The sequence below is a fragment of the Neoaquamicrobium sediminum genome (assembly GCF_013240295.1).
Lineage (GTDB): Bacteria > Pseudomonadota > Alphaproteobacteria > Rhizobiales > Rhizobiaceae > Aerobium > Aerobium sediminum.
The window spans coordinates 1,348,613-1,365,626 of sequence record NZ_JABETK010000001.1; the positions used below are offsets into that span (position 1 = coordinate 1,348,613).

General features: G+C 63.8%; 17 protein-coding genes and 2 pseudogenes. 3 read left to right on the plus strand and 16 right to left on the minus strand.

Annotation, left to right across the window (positions count from 1 at the left end):
- Window positions 1-141: 141 nt before the first annotated feature.
- The gene (locus HK436_RS06465) at window positions 142-1,230 is read left to right on the plus strand and encodes a LacI family DNA-binding transcriptional regulator (protein ID WP_173188209.1); all 1,089 of its coding nucleotides are present in this window, start codon (window positions 142-144) and stop codon (window positions 1,228-1,230) included.
- Here the strand turns inward: HK436_RS06465 and HK436_RS06470 are convergent.
- From HK436_RS06470 to HK436_RS06480, 3 genes are read right to left on the minus strand one after another with little or no spacing between them, the layout of a single operon-like run.
- Window positions 1,203-1,733, minus strand: a complete 531-nt coding sequence (locus tag HK436_RS06470; RefSeq protein ID WP_173188211.1) for a flavin reductase family protein — start codon at window positions 1,731-1,733, stop codon at window positions 1,203-1,205. The two genes, HK436_RS06465 and HK436_RS06470, sit on opposite strands and share 28 nt — an antisense overlap.
- Window positions 1,733-2,626 (minus strand): aldo/keto reductase, encoded by an 894-nt coding sequence (locus HK436_RS06475; protein ID WP_173188213.1) that lies wholly within the window; start codon window positions 2,624-2,626, stop codon window positions 1,733-1,735. The genes HK436_RS06470 and HK436_RS06475 overlap by 1 nt, the downstream gene beginning before the upstream one ends.
- Window positions 2,626-3,783, minus strand: coding sequence for an LLM class flavin-dependent oxidoreductase (locus HK436_RS06480; protein ID WP_173188215.1), 1,158 nt, complete (start codon window positions 3,781-3,783; stop codon window positions 2,626-2,628). Before HK436_RS06480 ends, HK436_RS06475 begins: the two co-directional genes overlap by 1 nt.
- Before the next feature lie 102 nt (window positions 3,784-3,885).
- On the opposite strand from HK436_RS06480, the gene HK436_RS06485 reads away from it, so the two are divergent.
- Window positions 3,886-4,611 (plus strand): GntR family transcriptional regulator, encoded by a 726-nt coding sequence (locus tag HK436_RS06485; protein WP_312860511.1) that lies wholly within the window; start codon window positions 3,886-3,888, stop codon window positions 4,609-4,611.
- Window positions 4,612-4,619: 8 nt separating this feature from the next.
- Window positions 4,620-5,732 (plus strand): Gfo/Idh/MocA family protein, encoded by a 1,113-nt coding sequence (locus HK436_RS06490; protein WP_173188217.1) that lies wholly within the window; start codon window positions 4,620-4,622, stop codon window positions 5,730-5,732.
- Window positions 5,733-5,753: 21 nt separating this feature from the next.
- Here HK436_RS06490 and HK436_RS06495 read toward each other — a convergent pair whose 3' ends face one another.
- The 13 genes and pseudogenes from HK436_RS06495 to HK436_RS06555 all read right to left on the minus strand — a co-directional run bounded on the left by HK436_RS06495 (window position 5,754) and on the right by HK436_RS06555 (window position 16,986).
- Window positions 5,754-6,443 (minus strand): fumarylacetoacetate hydrolase family protein, encoded by a 690-nt coding sequence (locus HK436_RS06495; RefSeq protein ID WP_312860512.1) that lies wholly within the window; start codon window positions 6,441-6,443, stop codon window positions 5,754-5,756.
- 224 nt (window positions 6,444-6,667) lie between these two features.
- The gene (locus HK436_RS06500; protein WP_173188219.1) at window positions 6,668-7,444 is read right to left on the minus strand and encodes a glutathione S-transferase family protein; all 777 of its coding nucleotides are present in this window, start codon (window positions 7,442-7,444) and stop codon (window positions 6,668-6,670) included.
- Window positions 7,445-7,523: 79 nt separating this feature from the next.
- The gene (locus HK436_RS06505; RefSeq protein WP_206680491.1) at window positions 7,524-8,450 is read right to left on the minus strand and encodes an MBL fold metallo-hydrolase; all 927 of its coding nucleotides are present in this window, start codon (window positions 8,448-8,450) and stop codon (window positions 7,524-7,526) included.
- Window positions 8,451-8,471: 21 nt separating this feature from the next.
- Window positions 8,472-9,791: a TRAP transporter large permease gene (locus tag HK436_RS06510; protein WP_173188221.1), complete on the minus strand. Its 1,320-nt coding sequence runs from the start codon at window positions 9,789-9,791 to the stop codon at window positions 8,472-8,474.
- Entirely contained in the window at window positions 9,788-10,360 is a 573-nt protein-coding gene (locus HK436_RS06515; RefSeq protein WP_173188223.1) for a TRAP transporter small permease, read from the minus strand. The genes HK436_RS06510 and HK436_RS06515 overlap by 4 nt, the downstream gene beginning before the upstream one ends.
- 8 nt (window positions 10,361-10,368) lie before the next feature.
- On the minus strand, window positions 10,369-11,439 hold the full coding sequence (locus HK436_RS06520) for a C4-dicarboxylate TRAP transporter substrate-binding protein (protein ID WP_173188225.1): 1,071 nt from the start codon (window positions 11,437-11,439) through the stop codon (window positions 10,369-10,371).
- Window positions 11,440-11,469: 30 nt separating this feature from the next.
- Window positions 11,470-12,198 carry a TetR/AcrR family transcriptional regulator gene (locus HK436_RS06525; RefSeq protein WP_173188227.1) on the minus strand — a complete coding sequence of 243 codons (729 nt, stop codon included), beginning with the start codon at window positions 12,196-12,198 and terminating at the stop codon, window positions 11,470-11,472.
- A 155-nt stretch (window positions 12,199-12,353) separates the two neighbouring features.
- Window positions 12,354-13,316, minus strand: coding sequence for a branched-chain amino acid ABC transporter permease (locus HK436_RS06530; RefSeq protein WP_173188229.1), 963 nt, complete (start codon window positions 13,314-13,316; stop codon window positions 12,354-12,356).
- On the minus strand, window positions 13,316-14,239 hold the full coding sequence (locus tag HK436_RS06535) for a branched-chain amino acid ABC transporter permease (protein ID WP_312860572.1): 924 nt from the start codon (window positions 14,237-14,239) through the stop codon (window positions 13,316-13,318). The genes HK436_RS06530 and HK436_RS06535 overlap by 1 nt, the downstream gene beginning before the upstream one ends.
- A gap of 244 nt (window positions 14,240-14,483) precedes the next feature.
- Window positions 14,484-14,804: pseudogene (locus HK436_RS33430) on the minus strand (hypothetical protein); the annotation flags it as partial.
- Window positions 14,785-14,853: pseudogene (locus HK436_RS33435) on the minus strand (hypothetical protein); the annotation flags it as partial. The pseudogenes HK436_RS33430 and HK436_RS33435, both read right to left, overlap by 20 nt.
- Before the next feature lie 71 nt (window positions 14,854-14,924).
- Window positions 14,925-15,680, minus strand: a complete 756-nt coding sequence (locus HK436_RS06550) for an ABC transporter ATP-binding protein (RefSeq protein ID WP_173188233.1) — start codon at window positions 15,678-15,680, stop codon at window positions 14,925-14,927.
- Window positions 15,681-15,750: 70 nt separating this feature from the next.
- Complete coding sequence (locus tag HK436_RS06555; RefSeq protein WP_173188235.1) at window positions 15,751-16,986, minus strand: ABC transporter substrate-binding protein; 1,236 nt, start codon at window positions 16,984-16,986, stop codon at window positions 15,751-15,753.
- Window positions 16,987-17,014 lie beyond the last annotated feature (28 nt).

Here is a 17,014-nt window from a genome sequence, read left to right on the forward strand (position 1 = left end):
TATCAATCCTGCCGACGGGGCCACTGCTCCTCCCAAATGCTTGCGGAACCCACAACAGAGGTTCCACATTGCAAAGACTTGCGCAATCTGAAAATTATTTGCACAGTACGCGTCTCTTTGAGCACTGGAGCGCATACCGCGATGGCGTCGGAGGCAAAGCGTGGAACGCCCACCCGGCGGGTGCGTCTCGAGGACGTCGCCGCCCAATGCGGCGTTTCGGTCAGCACCGCATCGCGCGCGCTCGCGAATGCCAAGGGGGTGCGCCCGGACCTGCGCGCGACCATCCTTGAGACAGCGCGCCGGCTCAACTACACGGTTCCGACCTCGATTGCCGGCCGCAAGGTCATTCTCGCGGCCTCCAGTGCGGCCATGCTCGATTATGTGCGCAACCAGTTCACCTTCTATGTGCTGGAGGGACTGGCGGAGCGGGCCAAGTCCCTGGGCGTCGAAGTGGTCTCGCGGGCCATCGCCAACACGGCGGAGGAAGCCGCCCTGCTCGCCGATGCCAGGGCGGATGACGGAGTGGTCGGCTGCCTGTTCCTCACGCTTGACGACGAATCCGTGCTGACGCTCGCCAGCGATTTCGACAAACCCATCGTGCTGGTCAACGGCGACGATCCCGAGATGCGACGCTCGAGCGTCACGCCGTGCAACAGGTCGGCTGCGCGGCTGGCGACGGAACACCTGATTGCCCAGGGGCATGAGCGTATCCTGTTCCTGATGCGGCGCGGCCGTCGCACCATCGAACGGCGATACGAAGGATGGCAGGACGCGCTGCGTGCGCACGGGCTGGAGGGTTCCGCGGATCTCGTCGTCGATGTGCCAGACTGGCTGCCGGAACTCGCGGCCGAGGCGATCACACAACGCATCGCGCGCGGCGGACGCGACTTCACCGCGATCCTTGCCGCCGGCGACAGCCTCGCGGTCGGCGCGATGATGGGGCTTGAAAGTGCGGGCCTTAGCGTGCCGGGCGACGTCTCGGTGATGGGCATGGACGACCTGCCACAGGCCGCGTTCCATAACCCGCCCTTGTCGACGATGCACATTCCCATGCGCGAGATCGGCGCCGCCGCGCTCGACCTGCTGCTTGACGATCTCGGCACCCAGCGCATGCCACCCCGCCGCATCGAATTCGCCTGCCACATCGTCGAGCGTCAATCGACGGGGCCTGCCCCTGCCGACAGTCGGGGCGGCGCGAAGCATCACGCGAACCTGTCGAACCGGCCGTAGCCACCGCCTGCAAACAGAAGCGGTTCGCCCTCCGCAAAGCTGGCGGCAACGACCCGTGCCACGACGATCGCATGGTCGCCTCCGTCATGCGTTGCCAGCCGCGCGCATTCGAAACGGGAGAGGCACCCTTTCAACAGCGGTACACCCGCCTCGCTGCGGTCATGTTCAAGCCCGGCGAACGCCTCGCCGGCACGCGCGAAGCGGCGGCTGAGTTCGAGCTGGTCCGCGCCCAGCACGTGAACGGCGAAGTCGCGGCATTGAGCGAAGGCCGGGAAGCGCCGCGAATGGCGACCGATCGACCACAACACGATCGGCGGGTCGAGCGACACGGAAGAAAAGCTGTTGGCGGTAATGCCGACCGGACCCTCCGGCGTGTTCGTCGTCACCACGGTCACGCCGGTCGCGAAGCGGCCAAGCGCATCCCTGAATTCACGCTGGCGTTCCGGGCCGGGGACAAAGCTTTTCATCGGTCGGCCGTGATCGCTGTCGGCGAAGTGATACATCAGGCAACCTCCCTGCCGAGCGCGGCGGTGTAGAGTTCGAACCAGGTTTCACGGTCCATCGGAACCGTGAAGGCATCGGCAAGCCGCGCGATGCGGGCGGGATCGTTGGTGCCGAGCACCGGAAGGATCCGCGCCGGATGCGCGAGCAGCCACGCAACCGCGACCGCACCCGCATCGACGCCGAATTTTTCCCCGAGCCCGGCCAGCAGCTCTGCAAGCGGACCCTGCGTCTCGCGCACCAGCCGCCCGCCACCGAGAGGCGACCATGCCATCGGCGCGATGGCCCGCTCCTGCAGGAACGCCACGTCGCCGTCGATGAAGGCCTCATGCGCGAGGAGCGACAGTTCGATCTGGTTGGTGAGCAGCGGCGACTTCATGGCCGACTGCAGGAGGTTCCAGTCATGCGGGCGGAAGTTCGACACGCCCACCGCACGAACCTTGCCCGAGCGTACAGCCTCGTCGAGCGCGACCCCCGTCTCGTGATGGTCCATAAACGGGTCCGGCCGGTGGATCAGCAGCAGATCGATGCGCTCTATGCCCATCGCGCGCAGTGATTGATCGATAGAGGCACGAATATGATTAGCCGACGTATCGTAATGCTTCACGCGCCGCTCAGCGTAGCGTCCCATCGGCGCGACGATGCCGCATTTGGTGACGATCTCCAGCCGGTCCCGCAGCGCTGGCTCGGCTTTCAGGCAAGCGCCCAGCAGCGCCTCCGCCCCATAGCCACCATAGATGTCGGCCTGGTCTATGGTGGTGATGCCCTGCTCCAGGCAAGCTTCTATCTTGGCCTGAACGCGCGCGGGCGAGGTATCGCGGTCGTCGCCCAGCCGCCACATGCCGTATACGATGCGCGACAGTTCCAGCCCTTCGCCAAGTTTCACCCGTTCCATCAGCGGCGTTCTCCCGTTCCGAGAGGCGTTGCCGGCACGTCGGCGGGCACGCGGTCGTAGACATGCGGCAGCGAGCAGGTTTCCAGACGCGGCAGAACCAGCCTGCCGAACGCCTCGCATTCTTCGAGATGCGGATAGCCGGAGAAGATGAAGGCGCGGATGCCCATCTTGCGATAGGCCTCGATTTCCGAGAGAACCTGATCAGCCGAGCCCACAAGTGCGGCACCACAGCCCGAGCGGGCCCGACCGACGCCGGTCCAAAGATGCGGCTCGATGAAACCCTCCGCATCTGCCGCATCGCGGTTCTTCGCCTGATGCGCCACGCCCAGCGATGTCGAGTCGAGTGCGCGCGAGCGGATGGCGGTTCCCTGCTCGTCATCCAGTTTCGAGACCAGTTCACGGGCATATTCCCGTGCCTCAGCCTCGGTGTCGCGCACGATCACGTGCACCCGCAAACCGTAATCGAGTGTACGGCCACGCACTGCGGCGCGTTCATTGACCGCGCGCATGCGCCCGGCAAGCTGCTCCTTCGTTTCGGGCCACATCAGATAGACATCGCAGTGCTCGGCGCAGAGTTCGAGGGCGTCGGGTGAATAGCCGCCGAAATAGAGCAGCGGGCCGCCGTTCTGCTGATAGGGCCTGGCGGGATCGGCCGAAACCTTGGCCAGATCGTAGACCTCGCCTTGATGGTCGATCTCGTCGCGCGTCCAGGCCTGCTTGAGGATTTGCACCACCTCGCGCGAACGCTGGTAGCGGAAGCTGCTGTCGGCGGTCTCGCCGGGGAAATCGGACGAGATGACGTTGAGCGTCAGACGGCCTTTCAGCATGTGGTCGAGCGTCGCTACCGTACGCGCCAGCATGATCGGCTGCATCTCGCCGCAGCGGATGGCCGCAAGCAGGTTGATCTTCGAGGTGATGGGCGCGCAGCCGGCGACGAAGGAAAGCGTGTCCTGCCCCACCTGATACGACGAGGGACAGAGGATGTTGCGGAAACCCAGCGCCTCGGCACGGGTGACGATTGCGGAACAATGTTCCCAGCTCGACCGCAGGCTGCCGTCGGGAACGCCCAGATAGCGATAATCGTCCGAGCAGAGCGCCGAGAACCAGGAAACTTCAGAAGCTTCGAGATCGGCGGATGTCACCGGCACGACGGTCATCGTTTCATCCCTTTCCCACAGCGAAGGACCGAGCCCGTCGGGCTGCTTTGCGATCGGCTGCAATTTCCTATTGCGTAACACTCACATTGATGTAGATCAATAGTGTATCAATTTTTGCTGCGCCCCTATGTCCGACCGCTACGCTCTCCCCTTCACCAGCAGATCAGCGAAATGCTGATCCGCGAGATCGCGGCCGGGCGCATGATCGACGGCGAAAAGCTCGCACCCGAGCGCGAAATGGCCGCAAACCTCAACGTCGCCGTCGGAACGCTGCGCAAGGCACTCGCCGACCTGCATGCCAAGGGTCTTCTGGAGCGCGTGCAGGGTTCGGGCAACTATGTCCGCTCGCGGCCAGACGTCGACAGCATCTATGCGATGTTTCGTCTCGAACTGACCGAAGGCGGCGGGCTGCCGACAGCGCGCGTTCTTTCGGTCGAGCGGCTGGCAAAGACCGCCGACATGCCGCGTTTCGGCACAAGCAACCAGGCGCATCGCATCCGCCGGCTACGGAGCCTCGGCGGCAGGCCGGCGGCGGTCGAGGAAATCTGGCTCGATGGCGACTACGTCGAGACGATCGCGGCGGAAGACCTCTCCGATTCACTCTACCTATTCTACCGGCAGGCACTGGGCATCTGGATTTCGCGGGCGGAGGACCGCGTCGGCGTCGATGCCGTGCCGCCATGGGCTCCGGCGGAGTTCGGGCTGGCTGCCGGGGCGCCGGCTGGCTTCATTGAACGCATCGGCTGGACACAGGACGGCGCGAGCGCGGAATTTTCACGAACCTGGTTCGACCACACCAAGGCGCGCTATGTCGCGCGGCTGCGATAGGAACAAGCATGGGCCGGCATATCTCCTACGGCGTCGTCGGATGCGGCATGATGGGGCAGGAGCATCTGCGCAACATCGCGCTGCTGCCGGATGCCGACGTGGTGGCGATCTTTGAGCCGGATCCGGCGATGCGCGCCATCGCCGCCTCGCTCGCACCCAAGGCAGTGCTTGTCAGCTCGCTGCCGGAACTGCTCGCTCGTCCGGAACTCGACTGCGTGCTCATTGCAAGCCCCAACCATTTGCATTCGGCACAGTTGCGCGAGATCGCCGCAACGAGGGCGCTGCCGCTGATGGTCGAAAAGCCGCTCTTTATCGATCAGGACGAGGCCGAAGCCATGCGGGCTTTCGCCACTAGCTATCCGGCGCCCGTGTGGGTCGCGATGGAGTACCGCTACATGCCGCCGGTGGCCAAGTTCATCGCCGAGGCTGAGGCTGCGACCGGCGGCATCCGCATGCTGACGATCCGCGAACACCGCTATCCTTTCCTGAAGAAAGTGGGCGCCTGGAACCGGTTCAATCGGACCTCGGGCGGGACCTTCGTTGAAAAATGCTGTCACTTCTTCGACCTGATGCGCCTCATCCTGCGCTCCGAGCCGGTACGGGTAATGGCGTCCGCCGGGCAGGCGGTGAACCATCTCGACGAGCGCTATGGCGACGACGTGCCGGACATATGGGACAACGGTTATGTGCTGGTCGACTTCGCAAGCGGCGCGCGCGCGATGCTGGAACTGTGCATGTTCGCGGATGGCAGCCGCTATCAGGAGGAGATTTGCGCGGTGGGCGCGGGAGGCAAGATCGAATGCCTGGTACCCGGACCAACCCGCTTCTGGCCGCCGCAGGCCGGCCCCGCCCCCGTGCCGCTGGTGACGGTGAGCCCGCGCCGCCCGGACACGCCCTACACGTTCGAGCTGCCGGTCGACCCTACCCTGCTTGAAGCAGGTGACCACAACGGCTCGACCTTCTACCAGCACCAGCGCTTCTGCGCGGCGCTGCGGGGCGAGGGCCGTGTCGAGGTGACGCTGGATGACGGCTGGCGCGCCGTCACCATGGGCATGGCTGCGCAGCGTTCGGCCCGCGATGGCATCGCTATAGCCGATCCGATGGCCCAGCGGTTGTCCTGATTACCTGGCAGACGTCAGACGTCATACCCCGGCGCTGCGATCAACCACCCTGTTTCTGAGGATGCCCAGCCCCTCGATCTCGAGTTCGACTACGTCGCCATGCTTCAGAAACCGGCCGAGCTCCAGCCCGCAGCCGCTGCCGACGGTTCCCGAACCGATGAATTCGCCGGCATAAAGCGTCTCATCGCTCGATATGTGCGCCAGCACGGCAGGAAACTTGTGGTGCATTTCGCCGGAGTTGCCGCGCGACCACTCCTCGCCGTTAATCCGTGCCGTCATCGTCAGATTGTGCGGGTCGGATACCTCGTCCGCTGTGACGAGCCACGGTCCCATCGCATTGCCGGTATCAAAATCCTTGCCCTTGGCCGGGCCAAGCTGGCCGGTCATTTCGCGGAGCTGTGCCGTCCGCGCCGTGAAGTCATTGAAGATGCAGTAGCCGAAAATGTGGTCGTACGCGTCCTCCGGGCGGATGTCCTTGCCCTTCCGTGACAGGAATACGCCGAGTTCGAGTTCATAGTCGAAACGCGTCTCGCCGCGGGCACGATCACGTCCACGTCCGGCCCCACGACCGAGAAGCGGTTTGCCTTGTAGTAGATCGGCTGCTCGTACCAGACCGCCGGCACGTCGACCTTCGCCGGATCGCGCGGAAACCCTTCGAAACCGAAGAGATGGCGGTTGGCGCGCGCCTGCCGAAGGTGCTTTTCGAAGCACAAGGCGTCGCGCATCTGGCGAGGTTCGGGGACGGGTGCGAGCAGGCGTATTCCCCGGCTTCGTGAACGTTTTCCCGCTTCGAAAGTACCCCACGAGCTTCCTCGAGCCCACGCTCGCCAGCGTCGATGAGCGCAAGCATGGAGCCGAAATGGGGAGCAGCGGACGCGGCAAATTCGCAGACGGCTCCGCTTTCATCGAGCACCGCGCCGATGCGCTGGCCCTCTTCACCACGGAGATTGAAGGTAACCAGCTTCATAGCGCGACTTCCTGCAATTCGGGATAACGGTGCGAGAGGCGGCTTCCCTGATAATAGGTTGCCGCGTTGGCTGGCCGCGCGCGCATGGCGGCGAACCAGCGACCGACGTCGGACGCCTCCGACCACATCGCCGCGGGCCGAGATCGGCCATACGATCGAAGGTCGGATAGACGCAGATGTCGGCGAGCGTCAGCGCGTCGCCGCAAAGCCATACATCGCCGGCAAGCCGCTTCTGCATGCGCGCTATCGTCTGCGCGAGCGCATTGAAGGACGCCTCGACCTCCTGGTCTGAGAAACCTGTGCGGCCCATTTTCTGGTAGAAGTGAGTGCGCAGAGGCCGCGCCTTGGCTTCGGCACCAAACTGCTCGTCCGTCAGGCCGGCGAAGTGGCGCACGAATATCTGGGAGAAGGACGGGACACGGATCGCGGCCGTCGGCACTTCCTCGAAATAGCGCAGCCATGCCCGCATATCGGCGCGGCCGACTGGACCGTCAGGTGAGAGCGGCACCTGCGGGAACACCTCGTCGAGATATTCCATGATGACGGACGAATCGACGATGGGCTGCCCGTCATGGACAAGAGTCGGCACGACCCCATTCGGGTTGAGTGCGAGATAGTCCGGCGCAAGGTGCTCGTTCTTGCGGAAGTCGATCTGCGTATCCGTAAAGGGCAGTCCCTTCTCATGAAGGCACAGGCGCACCTTCTGGCTGCAGGTCGAATAGGCGTTGTTGAGAAGTTCGATCATCGGGACACCTAGTGCTCGTGGCCGCAATTGCAGGCGGGGGCCTCGTTCGGGGACCGATCGCCGGCCCGATACCGTCCCATCAGTTTCTGCAACTCGGATCGCTCGGGGAAATGCTGCCGCCGGAGAGCTCGCGATAGATCTGCGCGACATTGACCACGACACGCTCGCGGTCGAGCCAACTGTCATATGCATCGAAGGCGATGTCCCAGGCCGCGTCGGCATAGTTCATGCCCGCTTCGTAACGCGCCTTGGCCGCGTCGCGGGTGTAGACGAGGTAGTCGCGCATGGCGCGCAGCGCCTGCTTGTCGCCGACGGGCCCGTGTCCTGGCACGACGATGTCAACATCCCAGCCGAGTATCGCCTCGCACGCATCGATCCAGTTGCCGACCGGTCCTGCCCACAGGATGGGATGCCCCTCGGAGAACAGCAGGTCGCCGGTGAACACCGTCTTCGCCGACGGAACATAGGCGACGATATCGCCACGCGTGTGCGCAGGGCCGAATTCGTGTAGTTCGACCTGCGTGTCGCCGACCATCACATCTGTCCGGCCACTGAAGGTCGTGTCCGGCGGCGTGAAGACGATGCCGGAGAAATCGAAATGGGCGCCCATCACCTCGTGCATGAACCGGCCCGCCTCGCCGTTCTCGCGCCACCGCTGCATGGTGTCGCGAAACTGCTCCGGCGGACGCTCCCGCATCTCTTCGAGGCAAGCGGCCGAGGCGACGATGCGCGCGCCCTCGACAAGCTGATTGCCGAAGGTGTGATCGCCATTGGCGTGGGTGTTGACCAACGTGTCGATATGCCTGGCCGCCGGCTTGGCGTCGCGGAAGGCGCCGAGCATCTCCCGCGTGAGATCGAGCGTGAACAGCGTATCCACCAGCAGGCTGCGGTCGCCGTCGGTGATGAGGCCGGCGTTGCTCCAGCCCCAGGAACCATCAGGCTGGACATAGGCGAGGAGACCGTTGCCGAGATCCTCCACACCCTTGCGAAATGCGCGTTGCGACATGCGAATTGCCTTTTCGTATTTTTACAGAAGAGCGGTCGCAAGCTGCGGTATCAGCAGCACCAGACCGATCATGACGAGCATCGCGACGACGAACGGAAACGCGCCGGCGAAGATGACGTTGAGAGGGATATCGAGCTTTTCCAGATTGGCCTTGATGACGAAGCAGGCGATGCCAAGCGGCGGCGTGAGCAGGCCGACCTCGACGGCAACGATGGTCAGGATGCCGAACCAGATGAGGTCGACCTGAAAGCTGGCCATGATCGGCAGGATCAGCGGCAGCACGATCAGCATGATCGACGACGAATCGAGGATGGTGCCAAGCGCTATGATGGCCAACAGGTACAAAGCCATCACCGCGAACAGACCCAGCTCGTAATGCTGGATCAGCGCATTCATCTGGCTGGGCAGGCCGGAAAGCGCCAGCAGCCTGGCATACATGTGAGCCGCGACGATCAGGAAGGTGATTGCCGCCGTTACCCTGCCGGTTTCGACGAGAAGGCCCCAGAACTGCCGCCAGCCCAGGCTGCGACGCGTGACGCTGATGACGAGTGCCGCCAGCGCGCCCACCGCGCCCGCCTCCGTGGGCGTGAAGACCCCGCCATAGATGCCGCCGAGTACGATGATGATCAGAAGCACGACCGGCGCCGATTTGCCGATCATCTGAGATGGCGAAAGATCGTCGGCGACGAGGCTTCTGGCGCCTTCCTCAGGCTTGGCCAGTACGAAGCCCGGCCTGAATTTCGCCAGAAACAGGATCGTCGCCACGAAGAGCAGGGAGAGAACGATGCCCGGCAGGACGCCGGCGGTGAAGAGATCGCCGATCGAGACCTCCGCGATGATGCCGTAGAGGATTAGCAGCAGGCTCGGCGGGATCAGCATGCCAAGCACCGACGACCCGGCTACCACGCCGACGGAGAAGCGGCGCGTATAGCCCGACCGCAGAAGTTCCGGCACGGCGATGCGCGTGAATACGGAAGCCGACGCGATGCTAGTCCCGTTGACCGCGGCGAAGATTGCATTGGCGAAAACGGTGGCGATGCCGAGCCCGCCCGTCAGCCTCCGGAACAATTGCCCGGCGACCTCGAAGACATCGCGGCCCAAACCAGAAATGCCGACCAGAAGTCCCATCAGAACGAAGAGTGGAATGACCCCGAACGAGTAGCGCGCCACACTTTCGAGCGCGGCCAGGGACAAGAAAGTCCCCGCCACGTCGAAATTGCCACGGATAAGCGCGACGCTGAAAAAGGAGACTGCAGCCAGCGCGATCGCCACATGCAGGCCGGATTGGATCAGGATGAGGATGAGGACGATCGACATCAGGCCGATCTGAAGATTGCTCATGCTGCGCCTCCCGAGGCCGGACCGGAGATCAGCCGCCGCATGCAATGGATGGTCTTCACGGCATATTCCACGGTCGCCAGAGCAGCACCAAACAGGACGCCCGCGTAGAATGGCCAGACGGGAGCCAGAAAGACGCCGTAGACGCCGATCGTGTGACCGGCCGTGTAGGCGCGCGCGACCTTGGGATAGACGTAATAGACAAGCAGAGCGAGCATCAGCGTGCCGGCGGCGTTGAAGAGCGTTTCCATCGCAAACGCCACACCGGGCCGCTGGCGGGTCAGCCGCTCGATCCACATATCGGAACGGATCATGCGATCACTGCGGATGCAGTCGGGGAGCTGCAGGAAGATGATGGTGACGATGGAGGCCGAAACGATCTCGGCCACGCCGGGTATCGGCTGGTTGAAGAGATACCGCATCGCCACGTCGGAATTGATGAGGACCATGATGCCCACGATCATCAATGTTCCGACTGCCGAAAACGCCTCGGTTACCCGACCCAGCGGTGAGGTTCGCCGCAACGGCGAACCTGCCGCGGAGGGTTCCCCCGCGAACAGATCCTTGCCCATGTCGATGCCTATTCAGCCAGCCAGTCGCGGGAGAAGCTGACGCCGGCTGCCTCGGAAAGGCGCAGATAGGCTTCCAGCGCCTTGGTGCCGGGAACGCCGCGATCGTCCAGCGACTTCGCCCATTCCAGCGCGATGTTCGGCATGGCATTGGCGAAACCGGCGCGCATCTCGTCGGACGCTTCCTTGATCTCGGCACCGCCCTCGGCGGCGATGTTCAGGCTCTTTTCGGCGCTGTTGGTGTAGTTGTCTGCGGCGTAGTCCTGATACTCGATCGCAACCTGCTGGATAATCTCCTTGAGGTCGTCGGGCAGGCTTTCCCAGACATCGAGATTGACGGTGAGCGCCGATGCCGACTGGGCGCCGAAATTCACCTTGGTGATGTGCGGTGCGACCTCGAAGAACTTGTAGGGCGCCATCGCCGACCCGAACGTCACGGTTCCTTCGGTCAGACCGGTCTGGATGGCGTTGTAGTAATCCGGCAGCGCGCCGGCGACCGGCACAGCGCCCGTACCGCGCAGCCAGTTGGTCTGCAGCCCCGCGGTGGACAGCTTGCGACCGCTGATGTCCTCGACGGAGTCGACCGGAAAGGTCGTGGCCAGATGATAGGTGTCGACGCCGACAGCGGCGAGCATGAGCTGGTTGTTGTCCCGCCAGGCCTGCGCCATCTCGGGAACCTCGTCGTGCAGGTCGCGAACGAGGCGCATCATGGTCTTCAGGTCCGCCGAGCCGAACGGCGTCACATAGGTGATCTGCTCGAGCGGAAGCTTGTCGGCTTCGAACAGGTGCGGAACGTAACCGAAATCACCGACGCCGCCTTCGACAGCTTCAAGAACGCCCTGCACGTCGGCAAGCGCGCCGGCGTAGGCTTCGTTCCAGGTGATCGTGTGGTTGCCGCCGGCTTCCTCGAGACGACGGTTCACCTCGGGGATGAAGAAGTCGCGGATTGCGGCGACGCCGGCCGTAATCGGCGGGTGACCCGCCACGACGGTGAACGAAAAGTCGTCAGCGGCCGCGCCCTGTGGCCACGACGCTGCAGCCGCCATGACAGCGGCTGCCGAAACGGCAGCAATAGTTCTCATGTCTTCCTCCCGTAGAGTTGGTTCTTGATTTCAGTTGCGGTCGGCCTCTCCCACGCGGACCGAACCTGCCTCCTGCAGGTTCGGCGCGCCCGGATCGCCCGGCGGCCCCGACAGCATGTTGATAAGCACCCGACGCAACTGTACGGCCAGAACGTCGGCCTGGGCCGTGTCGCACTCGCCCTGCGAGAGGCTCAGCAAGCGCTTGGAGCGCGGTGCGTCGGACAGTGCGAAGATCACCGTGCCCGGCATGAAATAATAGCGCCAGTAAAGCTCCGACTTGTCGCGGTCCGGCAGCGCCAGATGCAGCGCGTCGACGAATTCGCGCGCGAGCGGATCGAACTGGCTGGCGATGATCTCGCGCGTCCACTGCGTCGGCTCCACCCGATGCAGCATGACCAGGTGAACGAGCAGCATGGATGTCCACGGCTCTTCCCTGCCGACATAGGGCTCCAGGAAAATGTCGACGAGATCGTCGACGCCCGGCAAACTGCCCGCCGCCTCAGCAGCTTCGATACACCTTGCGATTTCCTCGCGCCGCTTGGTGTTGACGCGCTCGGCCAGGTCGCGGAACACCGCGTTGGCAAGCGCTTCCTTGCTGCCGAAATGGTAGTTGACCGCGGCCATGTTGACCTTGGCCGCGCGGGTGATTTCCCGCAGCGTCGTGTTGGCCACGCCGTTCTTGGCGAACATCGAGGCCGCCGCATCGAGGATGCGGGAGCGCGTGTTCTCGGATTTGCCCAACGACTGTTTCAATTCCATGTTTCAAACATATGTTTGAATTTTGATGCGAGTCAACGGCCTTCGTGTCCGCGAAGGCGAGAAAGCGCAGAGCGACGGGGAAACGATTTCACCGCCGGGCGGAAATCGATCCGCCCGGCGGCTCTGTCGTCAGAGGAATTCGGAAATTCCGGTCTTCAGGCGCCCGACTTTCCGGCCCGCTTGCCGAAGACCGAAACGAGCCCCTTCGGGAAGAACAGCAACACCAGCACCATGGCAATGGCGACCAGCATGAAACGGCCTTCCGCGAGGCCATCGACATTGGCGAGCCCTTCGGAAATGAAGGTCAACGCCAGAGCCGCGATGACGGGGCCGTAGATGCTCGACGTGCCGCCGACCAGAACCATGCTCAGGATGAGAGCCATGGTCGAGAAGTTGAAGACCTCCGGCGACGCGACGCGCAGGTAGATGGCGAAGAAGCCGCCCGCGATGCCGGCGAAAAATGCGCTCGCCACCAGCACCTTCAGACGCTGCAATCCGATCGGGATGCCGCGCGCCAGCCCGTAATCCTCATTGTCGCGCAGGGCACGGATCGACAGACCGAAATCCGTCCTGGTGATGAAGCGCAGGCACAGGGTCGAAATCACCAGCAGCGCAAAGGCGACGTAGTAGTAGCCGAACTTGTAGTCGCGCAGGAAATTATAGCCGAACAGCTCGATCGTCGGCACGCGAACCAGACCCTGCGTTCCGCCGGTGATCTGCGACTGGCTGATGACGAACTGGAGCACGAGCTGGCTGAAGGCGAATGTGACGAGCACGACATAAATGCCCTGCAATCGCACGACCGGCAGGGCAACGACAGCGGCAGCCGCCGACGCCACCACTCCGCCGATCAGCATCGCGATCCACGGATCGATGCCGAGCAGCTTGGCGCACAGGCCCGTCGCGTAAACGCCGATGCCGAAGAAGGCGACGTGGCCGAAATTGAAGATGCCGGCATATCCGAGACTCAGATCCCAGCTCGCAGCCACGATCGCGTAAATGAACGCGATGATGAACAGGTGGCGGACATAGGTGTCTTCGACAAATACAGGCACCAGAAGGCCAAGGATCAGGACAGCAGCGATCGCGAGGGTTTTCATGTTGAAGGCGACAGGCATCAGCGCACCGTCTTTCCGAAGAGGCCCTGCGGCCGAAGCATCAGTACCGCGATGAGAAGCGCGAAGAGCATGGAAGGCGCCCAGTAGATGCCGACGAAGAAGATCAAGGCAGCCTCGACGACGCCGATGATATAGGCGGCGGCGATGGTGCCGCTGAGCGAACCGAGCCCGCCGAAGATGACGATGATCAGCGCCTTGACCAGCGGCTCCGCGCCGAAGGTGGGCGTGATGAAACGCACCGAGCCAAGCAATATGCCGGTGAGGCCGGCAAGTGCGGCAGACAGGGCGAAGGTCAGGATGAAAAGCTTCGACACGTCGACGCCGATCAGCTTCGCTGCGGCCGGGTTCTGGCCGACCGCGCGGATGCCTCGACCGGTGTTCGAATAACGCAGGAAGGCCCAGAGCGCACCCAGCAGCAGCGGCGCCAGTACGATAATCAGCGCCTCCTGCGCCGAGATGGTCGTGCCGATCAGGTTGACCTGCCCCGGCACCAGAGGTTCGAGCTGCTTCAGCCGCGCGCCCCACATGAACTGGATGCCCTTCTCCAGGAAGATCATCACCGCAAGCGTGGTCATGACGGTGATGAGGAGGATGTCCTTGTCATCGTAGAAGGGGCGGATGACGGTTCGCTCGATGAGGATGCCGACGCCGACCATGCCGGCGACTGCGATGGCGACCCCAGCGCCGAGCCAAAGATTCAGGCCGGCAGCGTCTGTCATCGTCCAGGCGAAATAAGCGCCCAGCGCCATCAGGCTGCCGTGGGCGAAATTGAAGATGCCGAGCGTCGTCCAAACCAGTGACAGGCCGCTGGCCATGAGGGCGTAGACCGAGCCCAGCACCAGCCCGCTGACAAGAATTGCGCTGATCATATCCATCGTCATGACGACACGTGCCCCCGAAATACATGTCCATGATCTCGTCATGGTCGACGTCGCCGCCGCGCGCGACCTCACGCGTGATCTCGCCGTGGTCGATGAGGTACATCCGGTCGACCAGCGAGAGCACGAACGCGATGTCCTGCTCGATGAGCAGCAGCGGAATCCCGTCCGCCGAGATCTTGCCGATCGCCACCGCCAGCTCGTCCTTGAGCTTGGGTGAGAGGCCAAGCGTCGGCTCGTCGAGCATCAGCATGCGCGGCGCGCACATCAGGCCGACGCCGATCGACAGCATCTGGCGCTCGCCGCCGGAAAGGGTCTTCGCCTCCTGGCGCCGCCGCTCGGCAAGGCGCGGGAAAAGCTCAAGAACATGCTCCAGGTTGGCCTTGCGATCCTTCCGGGCGCGCGGCGTGTAGGCCGCGAGCTCCAGCGTCTCCATGATCTCCATATCCGGAAACATGCGGTTGGCCTGCGACACGTGGACGAGACCCATAGCGACGATCTCCTGTGCGGAGCGCGCCTCCAGCGAGATCGCCCATGAAACGCACCGAACCGGCCCGCGGCTGGATGAGTTTCGAAACGGCATTGAGAAGCGTCGTCTTGCCGTGGCCATTGGGGCCGAACAGCCCGACGCGCTCGCCGACGCCGACATGCAGGCTCATGCCCTGCAGCACGTCGAAGGCATCGTAGCCGGCGCGCAGGTTCTCAACCTCGAGGGCTCTTTGAATGTTCGTCAAAGTGCTGCCTCCCGCTTGCCCAGATAGGCCTCGACGACCTGTGGGTCGCGCACCACCTCGGCCGGTTTGCCCGAGGCGATCACCGATCCGTGGTTGAGGATCATCAGATGCTGCGACACCGAAAGAAGCAGCGGCAGCACATGCTCGATCAGAAGAACTGTGACGCCGCGGCCGTTGACGGTGCGGATCAGCTCGGCCAGCGCACTGACCTCCGGCCGGGTGAGGCCGGCAGCCGGCTCGTCCAGCAGCAGGATGCGCGGCCGCCCGGCGATCGCCGACGCGATCATGAGCTGCTTGCGTTCAAAGACCGTCAGATCCCCGGCTGCCTTGTCGCGCCGTTCCTCGCCCAGGCCGACATCGTCCAGCGCCTTGGCTGCCTCGTCGCGCGCCTGAGCGCCCGAAAGGCCCGCACAATAGACCGCCCCGGCATAGGCGTTCTCGAAAGCGCTCAGCGTCGCGAACTCGGCGTCCTTCTGGAAGGTACGCGCGATGCCCGCCCGGCTGATCTCGTGTGGCCGCAGATGCTGGATCTCGCGGCCTTCGAGCAGCACCTTGCCGCCGCTCGGTCCGAACGGAATGCCCGTCATGACGTTGAAGAGCGTGCTCTTGCCGCTGCCGTTCGGGCCGGCGATGCCGAAGACCTGCCCCGCAGGCACGGTAAAGGACACATCGTTGACGGCCACCAGCGCGCCGAAGCGCCGTTCGACATTGCGCACTTCGAGCAAGGGGGCCTCGTGCGTGGATTGAGCCACCTGTTCCTCCTTCCCGGGGAATACAGAGCCGCGGCCGCGCGGTTTTCCCGCGCGGCCGCATCCGAATGGACTACTTCATCCAGGGCGGGGTCTGGAATTCCTCGGTGGCGTACCGAGCCGGGTAGAAGAGCTCGCGCTTGCCATCCCAGATCTGGAAGAACTGGATCGGGATCGCATCTTCGCCCTGCACGGCCAGATGGGTCTCCGGATCGAAGCGCAGCATGCCGGCAGCGATCTGCTTTTCCGTTTCGCCGATCGCCTGGCCGATCGCCAGCCTGTCGGTCGGATCGCCGACCTTGGCGAGCGCATCGGCGTAAAGGTAGACCTGCTCGTAGAGGGCGGGACCATAGACGCCGGGTGCCGCGCCATACTTGGCCTCGTACTTGCCGACCACCTCGGCGGCGCGCGGGTTCTGCGGCGTATCCAGCACGCCGCCCAGCATGTTGTAGACGACGCCGGTTGCGCGATCTTTCGTCAGCTCAAGGAATTCGGGCACCGACGGCGCATACTGGATGAAGACGAGGCTGTCGGTCGGCTGTTCCAGGAACTGCGTCATGAAGGTCGCCGCATTGCCCGGCAGGTAGTCGGTGTTGATGATGACCGAAGGGGCTGCCTGACGCACGCCCGCGAGGAAAGCGCGCCAGTCGTTGATTTCGCCGAAGGGCAGAAGATCCGCCGAAGTGACTTCCCAGCCGGCTTCCTCGAAGTTCTTCTGCAGCCCTTCCATGATCGTCTTGGAATAGGGGTTGTCGGACGAGATCAGCGCCACCTTCTTGTTCGGCAGTTCCAGTGTGCCGCCATCGAGCAGTTGCTGGATGACCGGCACCATCGCCGTCTCGTAGGCATCGTAGGACGGGGAGATCGACCACACGGTCGGGAAGTCGTCCGGGCTCGGCGCGATGATGTCGCGCGTCTGCGCGGCGTTCGCTGAGATGATGTAGGGCATCTCCTGCTCCGCCATCAGCTCAATCTCGAAATTGCTGCCGCTGGCGTAGCCGGTCATCATCACGTTGACATCGCGGTCGCCCGCAAGGCGCTCGAATGCGCTCGTCACCGTGTCGGCAGCCTGGTCCTGCGTGTCGCCGACGACGACCTCGAAGGTGTAGCCGGCAATGCCGCCGGCCGCGTTGATCTCTTCGACGGCAAGGCGTGCGCCGTTGACCATCTCATTGCCGTCGGCGGCCGCGCCGCCCGTCATAGGCGCGAGTACGCCGATCTTGGCCACTTTGTCCTGCGCCTGGGCCGACGCCACCGAAAGCGCGGAGGCGGCCAGTAATGCCAGTCCCAACTTGCGTATCGTGTTCATGTCCATTTCCCCTGTTTGGTGTTGTCGT

What these genes read in the sequence shown, in the direction of transcription:
- HK436_RS06465 (WP_173188209.1), top strand. Translation starts at nt 142, where the DNA reads ATGGCGTCGGAGGCAAAGCGTGGAACGCCCACCCGGCGGGTGCGTCTC.
- HK436_RS06530 (WP_173188229.1), bottom strand. Translation starts at nt 13,316, where the DNA reads ATGCCTGTCGCCTTCAACATGAAAACCCTCGCGATCGCTGCTGTCCTG.
- HK436_RS06525 (WP_173188227.1), bottom strand. Translation starts at nt 12,198, where the DNA reads ATGGAATTGAAACAGTCGTTGGGCAAATCCGAGAACACGCGCTCCCGC.
- HK436_RS06470 (WP_173188211.1), bottom strand. Translation starts at nt 1,733, where the DNA reads ATGTATCACTTCGCCGACAGCGATCACGGCCGACCGATGAAAAGCTTT.
- HK436_RS06515 (WP_173188223.1), bottom strand. Translation starts at nt 10,360, where the DNA reads ATGGGCAAGGATCTGTTCGCGGGGGAACCCTCCGCGGCAGGTTCGCCG.
- HK436_RS06555 (WP_173188235.1), bottom strand. Translation starts at nt 16,986, where the DNA reads ATGAACACGATACGCAAGTTGGGACTGGCATTACTGGCCGCCTCCGCG.
- HK436_RS06475 (WP_173188213.1), bottom strand. Translation starts at nt 2,626, where the DNA reads ATGGAACGGGTGAAACTTGGCGAAGGGCTGGAACTGTCGCGCATCGTA.
- HK436_RS06490 (WP_173188217.1), top strand. Translation starts at nt 4,620, where the DNA reads ATGGGCCGGCATATCTCCTACGGCGTCGTCGGATGCGGCATGATGGGG.
- HK436_RS06535 (WP_312860572.1), bottom strand. Translation starts at nt 14,239, where the DNA reads ATGACGAGATCATGGACATGTATTTCGGGGGCACGTGTCGTCATGACG.
- HK436_RS06505 (WP_206680491.1), bottom strand. Translation starts at nt 8,450, where the DNA reads ATGTCGCAACGCGCATTTCGCAAGGGTGTGGAGGATCTCGGCAACGGT.
- HK436_RS06510 (WP_173188221.1), bottom strand. Translation starts at nt 9,791, where the DNA reads ATGAGCAATCTTCAGATCGGCCTGATGTCGATCGTCCTCATCCTCATC.
- HK436_RS06480 (WP_173188215.1), bottom strand. Translation starts at nt 3,783, where the DNA reads ATGACCGTCGTGCCGGTGACATCCGCCGATCTCGAAGCTTCTGAAGTT.
- HK436_RS06520 (WP_173188225.1), bottom strand. Translation starts at nt 11,439, where the DNA reads ATGAGAACTATTGCTGCCGTTTCGGCAGCCGCTGTCATGGCGGCTGCA.
- HK436_RS06500 (WP_173188219.1), bottom strand. Translation starts at nt 7,444, where the DNA reads ATGATCGAACTTCTCAACAACGCCTATTCGACCTGCAGCCAGAAGGTG.